The organism is Acinetobacter sp. YH01003, from assembly GCF_013420525.1.
In the GTDB taxonomy this organism is placed as follows: Bacteria; Pseudomonadota; Gammaproteobacteria; order Pseudomonadales; family Moraxellaceae; genus Acinetobacter; species Acinetobacter towneri.
This window is the reverse complement of record NZ_VOXY01000031.1, coordinates 1-7,452: the sequence shown is the minus strand read 5'-3', so window position 1 is coordinate 7,452 and position 7,452 is coordinate 1. Positions and strand designations below refer to the sequence as shown.

Sequence of the window (7,452 nt, the reverse complement as noted above, 5' to 3'; positions counted from 1 at the left end):
TTCTGATGCTAGTTGGTCTAACACCTTGCAATGTTTGTCTTTTATACGTAATTTAAGGGTTTTCATGTACTTATATTAACAATCAAAACTCAAGGAAAATAGTCCTTAGTTAAATCAAACGACACTTTATGTCGTGTCGCTTATATCTCTGACCTGAAGGACAGAGTTTTACGCTCCATTTGATAAAAAAGCCATGATCAACATGGCTTTCAATGTTCCTAACGCAGGATGATAAACAGATTATAAATAATCGCCTTCACGCTCTGGCTGATACAAAATCTTCTCAATTTTGACTTTCATCATATGACCATCGGGCTGTGGCCATTCAATTTCCTGACCTTCAGCTAAACCTAAAATGGCAGTCCCGACAGGTGCAACCACATTCACCTGCCCTTTCTCACCTTTAAAGTCATGCGGATAAACCAAGGTAATTTCAGTCGGTTCTTTTGCAGGTGCAATGGTAATCAATGCGCGGGCATTCATGCTCACCACATTATTCGGTACATCTTGTGGCGCAACCACTTCAGCACGTGCCAATTCATCTTCTAGATGTTGCATCGTTGGCGTCAATTTAGGTTGATGCTCAAGCATCGTTTCCAAACGGTGCAAATCTTGTTCTGAAATAATAATCTTTGGTCTAATCATTTACTTTTATTCCTGTCATTCCGACAATACTGTCATCATCAGCTTGCCTACAATCATATTCAATACGCTTAAGTTATAACAGAAATTCAGCTTATTGAACGAAAAATCAATTTTTTACATCCATAAAAAAAGCCCCCTTGAGGGGCTTTTCTCAAGGCTGTGCTTATTTTGCGTAAACTGGGAATTTCGCGCAAACAGCTTCAACTTTTGCTTTTACAGTATTAATTACAGCTTCGTCACCTTTGCTGTCAAGAATGTCTGCAATCCAACCTGCAAGATCACGTACTTCTGCTTCACCAAAACCACGTGTAGTTACCGCTGGAGTACCGATACGGATACCAGAAGTTACAAATGGAGAACGTGGATCGTTCGGTACAGAGTTTTTGTTTACAGTAATGTGCGCAGCACCTAACCATGCATCTGCATCTTTACCTGTAATATCTTGCTTGATTAAAGAAAGCAAGAACAAGTGGTTTTTCGTACCACCAGATACTACATCATAACCACGTTCAATAAGAACTTCAGCCATCGCTTGCGCATTTTTAACAACTTGTTGTTGATACGCTTTGTATTCAGGCGCCATTGCTTCTTTAAAACAAATTGCTTTTGCTGCAACTGCGTGTACCAATGGACCACCTTGGTTACCAGGGAACACAGCAGATTGTAATTTTTTCTCGATCTCTTCGTTTGCTTTCGCAAGAATTAGACCAGAACGTGGACCACGCAATGTTTTGTGTGTAGTAGTAGTCGTTACGTCAGCAATTTGCACAGGGTTCGGATATACACCAGCAGCCACTAGACCTGCTACGTGTGCCATATCTACAAATAAATAAGCACCAACTTTGTCTGCGATGTCGCGGAAACGCTGCCAATCTACAATTTGGCTATACGCAGAGAAACCCGCAACAATCATGCGTGGTTTGTGTTCAAGCGCTAAACGCTCAACTTCTTCGTAATCAATTTCGCCAGTTTCTGGGTTTAAACCATATTGGATAGCGTTATATGTTTTACCTGAGAAGCTTACTTTTGCACCATGAGTCAAGTGACCACCATGTGCCAAGCTCATACCTAACACAGTGTCGCCTGGGTTAAGTAAAGCTAAGTAAACTGCAGAGTTTGCTTGTGAACCAGCGTGTGGTTGAACGTTAGCATAATCTGCACCAAAGAGTTCTTTAGCACGGTCAATCGCCAATTGTTCAATAATATCTACGTATTCGCAACCGCCGTAGTAGCGTTTGCCTGGGTAGCCTTCTGCATATTTATTGGTAAGTTTTGAACCTTGAGCTTCCATTACTGCAGGTGAGCAGTAGTTTTCAGAAGCAATTAACTCAATATGAGCTTCTTGGCGCGCATCTTCATTGGTGATCGCTTGAGCTAATTCTGGATCAAATTCGGCAATAGAAATATTGGCAAACATTAGCGAGGTCCTATTAATTTAGGGCTTTTAAGCCGTGCTAAGATTGGCGCGTATTGTAGCATAAAGTTTGTGAACTGAGAGAATGAACTTTGCTCAGTTTTACATAAAAATAGCTCATGTTTCAGATAAAACATGAGCTATTTTAGGTCAAATCAATCTTTATCGTAATTCAACAACTTATTGAATAGGCATTAGTGATTGAACATCTTTGACAATCTCATCCATATTATCCACATACACCGAACCATGATCCCATTTTTGCTCTACAGGTAAATCCTGATCAGTGACGTAATGAATTTTAGTTCCCATCCCTTGAGCTGACTGAACCAAGTAATCCGTGACTTGTTTCGGTACAGTTGGGTCAGCCGTTCCTTGATAAATAAATATAGGCGTACTGATTTTCACTTTTAATGGCTGTGAACCATTGGTTAAGAAATCTTTAACTTCAGGGATGGTCGTCATGAAATTCGGTTGAGTACGTGGATAACCATCCAATTTTCCATAAGTCTGTGCGTGCTCTCGCATTGGCTGAAGCATACTCCCACCTAATGCCTCATAACAGATTGACTCTGCCTGAGCAGCAAGTTGATCTGTTGGTGACACAAATATTTCAGAATATTTCAAGGTTGGAGCAGTATTTCTTAGCCCCGCAGCAATTAGAGCAGTAAACGTATCTAATGGTACAAGTGTCTGTACTTTCTTTATTACATCTGGCTCCTGAGCTGCTTTTTGTTCACCACCCGCCAATACCAACGCTAAATTTGATGCAGGTGCGATAGCTATGGCACCCTTATAATTTAACTGCGCACGCGATGCATACTGCGCTGCACCTAAAGCCGCATGTCCACCCTGTGAATGTCCAACTACACTCCAGCGCGTTTCTGCAGTATTACCCAAAAGCTTGCTTGCAGCGACAACAGCATCTGTAATCGAATAAGCTGCACTTTTTAAATTTAAGAATGGGTGTAATTCTTTACCGCTCGGTTCGCCTAAACCTTCGTAGTCGGGTGCAACAACGGCATAACCTGCTGCCAATAGTTTAGCAATGAAGTACTCATTTCCATTTAAACCTTGACGGCTCGGTGCACACGCATCTGCCACGCCTGTTGTGCCATGTGCCCAAACTACAAGTGGCCATCCGCCCGCAGGTTTAACTGTTTGAGGGGTAAAAACAAGTGCAGTTGCCTGAGTTTCCTGTCCATTTACACCTAACATTTTATAAGTCATCAATGTTTTAGAGGCACTTACTGTATCTAAAACATTATTCGCATTTGCACCCTGATCCAAATAAGGCTCTGTTTTTACGATAGGGGCACTAAAATTATATTTCGGAATGCCATCTTCAATAACCACAACACTCGTATCGTCATGATCATCATTACAGGCGGTTAAAAACAAACTGCTACTAGCCAAAGCCACACTTAACCATATTTTTTTCATTTGTTTACCCTTATCTTCATATTCTTATTGATTGCATCCTTCGCAATCTTTATTTGTACGCTTCTTTACCGTATTAGGCAAGATTTGGATAATTAATATGCAAGTGTATTTTATTTAAAATTAAATACTTACGTTAAAAATCAGTAAATTGATCACATATACAGCTGTCTATTAAATTTCAATTCAATTTGTCATACGCAGCGGCTAATGTTAGATTGCATTTTTATTGAATGACGCAAGCGAATCAGGACATGCAGGCTATTATTCTCGACACAGAAACCCATACTTTAAATGGACAACCCATTGAGATTGCCTACGCCCCCATTCAAATTCAAGATGGCAAAATCAGTCTAGATAAAAGTCAAATTTTCGATCAGTTATATCAAGTCGATGAGCCAATTTCATTCGCAGCGATGGCGGTACATCATATTTTAGAATCAGATTTAATTGATCAACCGCATTACAGTAGTTTCGAATTACCTGCCGAAACCACCTATATTATTGGGCATAATATTGATTACGATATTCGCGCTTTAGAAAAATGTGGTGTGGATACTTCTAAAATTAAAGCCATTTGCACTTTAGCACTTGCACGTCGTGTATGGCCGAATGCTGAAGCACACAATATTTCAGCTTTAATTTATATGATTACCAAAGGCAGCGAAAAAGCGCGTGATATGATTAAAAAAGCGCATCGTGCCGATATGGATATTATTTTAACGGCCAATATTTTGATGCACGAAGTTCATCAATTACAAATTCAAAGTATTGAAGAACTCTACACTGCCTCAGAAGAAGCACGTATTCCACAAATTATCAATTTTGGTAAACATCGTGGTACGGCAATTGCTGACCTTCCTGCCGATTATGTGCAATGGTTATTAAGACAAGAAGATTTAGATCCTTACTTACGCAAGGCGCTCGAAAATACCAGCATTTTGACTTTATAAATGTTTCAAGTGAATCTTATTGCATTTAGCTGTCATAAATTATTCATATTATTGTAATTTTCAAAGTCTATGCTTTGCCTTAATTTATTGGGGAAATAAATTAAGGCTCATGTTTAATTATCAAAAAACTCAACTCGGTCTAGATGCATTACAACAGCGCACACGTGATTTAAATGCACGTCAACGTCGTTTATTGGTACTGATTGGTACTGAAGATTTTGATTTACTCGGAGATCAGTTCAAGCAACGTCTTGCACCACCTGAATTGATTGAACAGCTATTAGATATGCACCTGATTGCCCCTGCTGCGCTTGAGCAAGACACTTTGCAACACCAAGAGCAAACGGCTGACATTCTGCTGCAACAAGAGCAAGAGCCATCATCTACCACTTTACACACAGAAATTCATAGCCAACTTGCAAGCAGCACCCCGCAAGCGCATGCTGAAAGTTTGGCAGAACCAATCCACACCCAACATCTTCAAGTAAATTCAGTTCCTGCATATTTAGAAGCACGTGTTGCAGCGGCCATCAATACAGAACAGCCCGCTGAACAACCTGAACCCCAAGCAGAAATACAGCCTGAAATTACCGCTTTGAGTTTTGAAGATGTAAAATTTCTCATGATGGATACTTTGCAGCGTCATTGTGGATTAATGGCAAAACAACTGATTCAGCGAATTTTACAAGCTCAGGATATTCGCAGCTTAAAACTCTGCCAAATGCAATGGATTACCTCTTTGCAAGAAACTCGTTTACCACCGAAAGCACTCAATCAGATTTTGCAGCAAATCAACCACTCTCTGCAAAAGCTTAATCCGACTTAAAGCTTAGATTTTTTTACTTAGTTTTAAGTCTTTTTAACAATTAAAACCATGCTCAGGGACATATGGATTAATTTATTTTTATTACTTTTCAACACCTTAAAAACACATATAAACCTTAGATCCATTATTCCTATAAAAGCTAAGACTTTAGCGGCATAGCCCCGACTGATAAAAATCAGCGATATAGTATTTTCTAGAATTGTTGAGGCACAGGGTTATGATGAATTATGCATTTTTTTTAGCGTTTGATGCTTATGACAATCCAATGCAACTCAGTAAAGTTGGCAATTGGGTGATTACCTTTTTAAGCCCAAAAGATCAGGAAAGCCAAATACAGTTAGCGATTACCAATGTGTTGCCGCGTCAAATTTCAGCACATTTACAACCGCGACGCATAGTGATTCAACAAAGTACAGATGCCCAGCTCTGGCAAATATTGCAAATTGAATGTTTTGATAGTCAAACCAATCAAGAGTTGAGTTTTCAACCCGATGATGACATTGGGCAAGCGGTCATTCAAAAAATTATTCAAGAGTTTGATAAATACGATGTAAATATCCAACTTGTAGAAGATCAGACGGTTTAAAGCGATATGTTTTACACTTAATGAGCACTTTATTTACGTGTGCTTTAAAAATCCTGCGCACAAAAAAGCTCATCGAAATGAGCTTTTCTAAAAATAAAGTAGTCTCACAAATATTTACTCCAACACACGGAAAATACTATCAGACTCGCGGCTTTCAAACAAAAGTTCGATGCTTGGTAAAATCACTTCACCTTCCACAATAATGTGTTCAATTTTGTGAAATAGTGCCAAACCCGCTGCCAATGAAGTTTCTGGGATATTACGTAGCAATGCTTTTGCTTCGTAAATATGGCTAAACTGGTCTTTAACTTTAATATCGATGATTTGCGTCATTGTTGTTCCCTTTTTCTTGACGGAAATTTTTTATACCATAGCTTATAAATTTTTTAAAAAAGTGAGTTGTTAGATTGTTTGACAATGTAGTATTTTTTTAAACTAAATTTAAATTATCTAATAAATTCAAACACATATTTTTTAAAATTTTATTTACAACTTACAAAACCACAGTAAATTTGCTTGTTTTTCATTCTAGCACAGAAAAAACTCGCATTGCTGCGAGTTTTTTTATGTTGGAAGGCTAGTGCTGATTTTATTGTTTGAACAAGAGTTACAAACTTAACGAGCTGTCATTGATCCGTCCAACTGCATCGTAGCGTCTATTACATTGAATGACCTACTGTAGTTTTAATATAGTGAAACTTATTTTTTGCTGCAATAGCCCACTACATTTCAACACATTCACACAGCAAAATTTCAATTGATTTAATTTTCAGTTACGGCATAATTTTATGCGGTTAAAAGCTCCAGCTTTGCGATTAGCTTCTGCATAACTTGGCGATACTTTCAAATAATAAGAAGTCGACGATTATTCAATTAACTCAATTTCATAATCAACATCTTGCAGCATTTCTTTATTGTATAGCTTTACCATTGCTGTTGCTTCAGCATAATCGTAGAACAAACCTTCTGCGACGGCTTTACTGCGAAATTCCGTGGTACCAATTTCATTATCATGCGGAACAAAATATAAGTTTTCTGGAATGAGTTTAACGATATAGCCCACGAAGCTGCCCTCAGATTTTTCAGTTTTAAAATATGTGAGTTTTATATGCTGAAAAACGTGATCAGGCTATGGCAAATAAGATCGAATGTTTATCTTAATTTTTTATATACTTTTCAACTATTTTTTATATTACAGTTCAATGCTTATATACTAATTTGGTGCGCTCAGCGCGCACAAGAATAAGGTTTTATCATTTTGATTTATAACAATAAAAAATTAACCTTCAACAGCATATACCGTAAAAAATACCGTATAAATATTATTAATTTTTTCAATTTGATAATCAAGAATTTATTGGATGGCGTCAATTGAACTAAAAACCTAAACAACTGATTTTAAATATAAAATTTAAATACTTAAAATATTCTGTACCCAATTTTTACCTAAATTAGATTTAGTATAAGCTGTCATTAAAAAGTAAACATGTATTCTTTTCCGAATTGGTTTGATACTCTCTCCACCCATTGCTCTATTTTATCAGCTGTCATGACTTGAAAATCTCGCCAATAATATTTCATCTGCTTC

General features: G+C 37.7%; 8 protein-coding genes and 1 pseudogene. 3 read left to right on the top strand and 6 right to left on the bottom strand.

Going from position 1 to position 7,452, the window contains the following annotated elements; all coding sequences use genetic code 11:
* Nucleotides 1-240: 240 nt before the first annotated feature.
* The 3 genes from rnk to FTT70_RS13210 all read right to left on the bottom strand — a co-directional run bounded on the left by rnk (nucleotide 241) and on the right by FTT70_RS13210 (nucleotide 3,502).
* On the bottom strand, nucleotides 241-645 hold the full coding sequence (gene rnk / locus FTT70_RS13220) for a nucleoside diphosphate kinase regulator (protein ID WP_004972920.1): 405 nt from the start codon (nucleotides 643-645) through the stop codon (nucleotides 241-243).
* Between the two features lie 163 nt (nucleotides 646-808).
* Entirely contained in the window at nucleotides 809-2,062 is a 1,254-nt protein-coding gene (gene glyA, locus FTT70_RS13215; RefSeq protein ID WP_019836649.1) for a serine hydroxymethyltransferase, read from the bottom strand.
* Nucleotides 2,063-2,239: 177 nt separating this feature from the next.
* Complete coding sequence (locus FTT70_RS13210) at nucleotides 2,240-3,502, bottom strand: alpha/beta fold hydrolase (protein ID WP_180168714.1); 1,263 nt, start codon at nucleotides 3,500-3,502, stop codon at nucleotides 2,240-2,242.
* 251 nt (nucleotides 3,503-3,753) lie between these two features.
* On the opposite strand from FTT70_RS13210, the gene FTT70_RS13205 reads away from it, so the two are divergent.
* The 3 genes from FTT70_RS13205 to FTT70_RS13195 all read left to right on the top strand — a co-directional run bounded on the left by FTT70_RS13205 (nucleotide 3,754) and on the right by FTT70_RS13195 (nucleotide 5,864).
* Complete coding sequence (locus FTT70_RS13205; protein ID WP_026438378.1) at nucleotides 3,754-4,452, top strand: exonuclease domain-containing protein; 699 nt, start codon at nucleotides 3,754-3,756, stop codon at nucleotides 4,450-4,452.
* Nucleotides 4,453-4,561: 109 nt separating this feature from the next.
* The gene (locus tag FTT70_RS13200; protein WP_180168713.1) at nucleotides 4,562-5,278 is read left to right on the top strand and encodes a hypothetical protein; all 717 of its coding nucleotides are present in this window, start codon (nucleotides 4,562-4,564) and stop codon (nucleotides 5,276-5,278) included.
* A gap of 217 nt (nucleotides 5,279-5,495) precedes the next feature.
* The gene (locus FTT70_RS13195) at nucleotides 5,496-5,864 is read left to right on the top strand and encodes a hypothetical protein (protein ID WP_004972910.1); all 369 of its coding nucleotides are present in this window, start codon (nucleotides 5,496-5,498) and stop codon (nucleotides 5,862-5,864) included.
* A gap of 114 nt (nucleotides 5,865-5,978) precedes the next feature.
* Here FTT70_RS13195 and FTT70_RS13190 read toward each other — a convergent pair whose 3' ends face one another.
* The 3 genes and pseudogenes from FTT70_RS13190 to FTT70_RS13180 all read right to left on the bottom strand — a co-directional run.
* A complete protein-coding gene (locus tag FTT70_RS13190) occupies nucleotides 5,979-6,197 on the bottom strand; it encodes a hypothetical protein (protein WP_004972907.1) in 219 nt (72 codons plus the stop codon).
* A gap of 532 nt (nucleotides 6,198-6,729) precedes the next feature.
* Nucleotides 6,730-6,927 carry a hypothetical protein gene (locus FTT70_RS13185; protein WP_180168712.1) on the bottom strand — a complete coding sequence of 66 codons (198 nt, stop codon included), beginning with the start codon at nucleotides 6,925-6,927 and terminating at the stop codon, nucleotides 6,730-6,732.
* A gap of 410 nt (nucleotides 6,928-7,337) precedes the next feature.
* Nucleotides 7,338-7,452 (bottom strand): annotated as a pseudogene (locus tag FTT70_RS13180) (transposase); the annotation flags it as partial.

Excerpts from the sequence above, each read along its gene's own strand:
- FTT70_RS13205 (WP_026438378.1), top strand. The coding sequence starts at position 3,754 with ATGCAGGCTATTATTCTCGACACAGAAACCCATACTTTAAATGGACAA.
- FTT70_RS13210 (WP_180168714.1), bottom strand. The coding sequence starts at position 3,502 with ATGAAAAAAATATGGTTAAGTGTGGCTTTGGCTAGTAGCAGTTTGTTT.
- glyA (WP_019836649.1), bottom strand. The coding sequence starts at position 2,062 with ATGTTTGCCAATATTTCTATTGCCGAATTTGATCCAGAATTAGCTCAA.
- FTT70_RS13200 (WP_180168713.1), top strand. The coding sequence starts at position 4,562 with ATGTTTAATTATCAAAAAACTCAACTCGGTCTAGATGCATTACAACAG.
- FTT70_RS13195 (WP_004972910.1), top strand. The coding sequence starts at position 5,496 with ATGATGAATTATGCATTTTTTTTAGCGTTTGATGCTTATGACAATCCA.
- rnk (WP_004972920.1), bottom strand. The coding sequence starts at position 645 with ATGATTAGACCAAAGATTATTATTTCAGAACAAGATTTGCACCGTTTG.
- FTT70_RS13190 (WP_004972907.1), bottom strand. The coding sequence starts at position 6,197 with ATGACGCAAATCATCGATATTAAAGTTAAAGACCAGTTTAGCCATATT.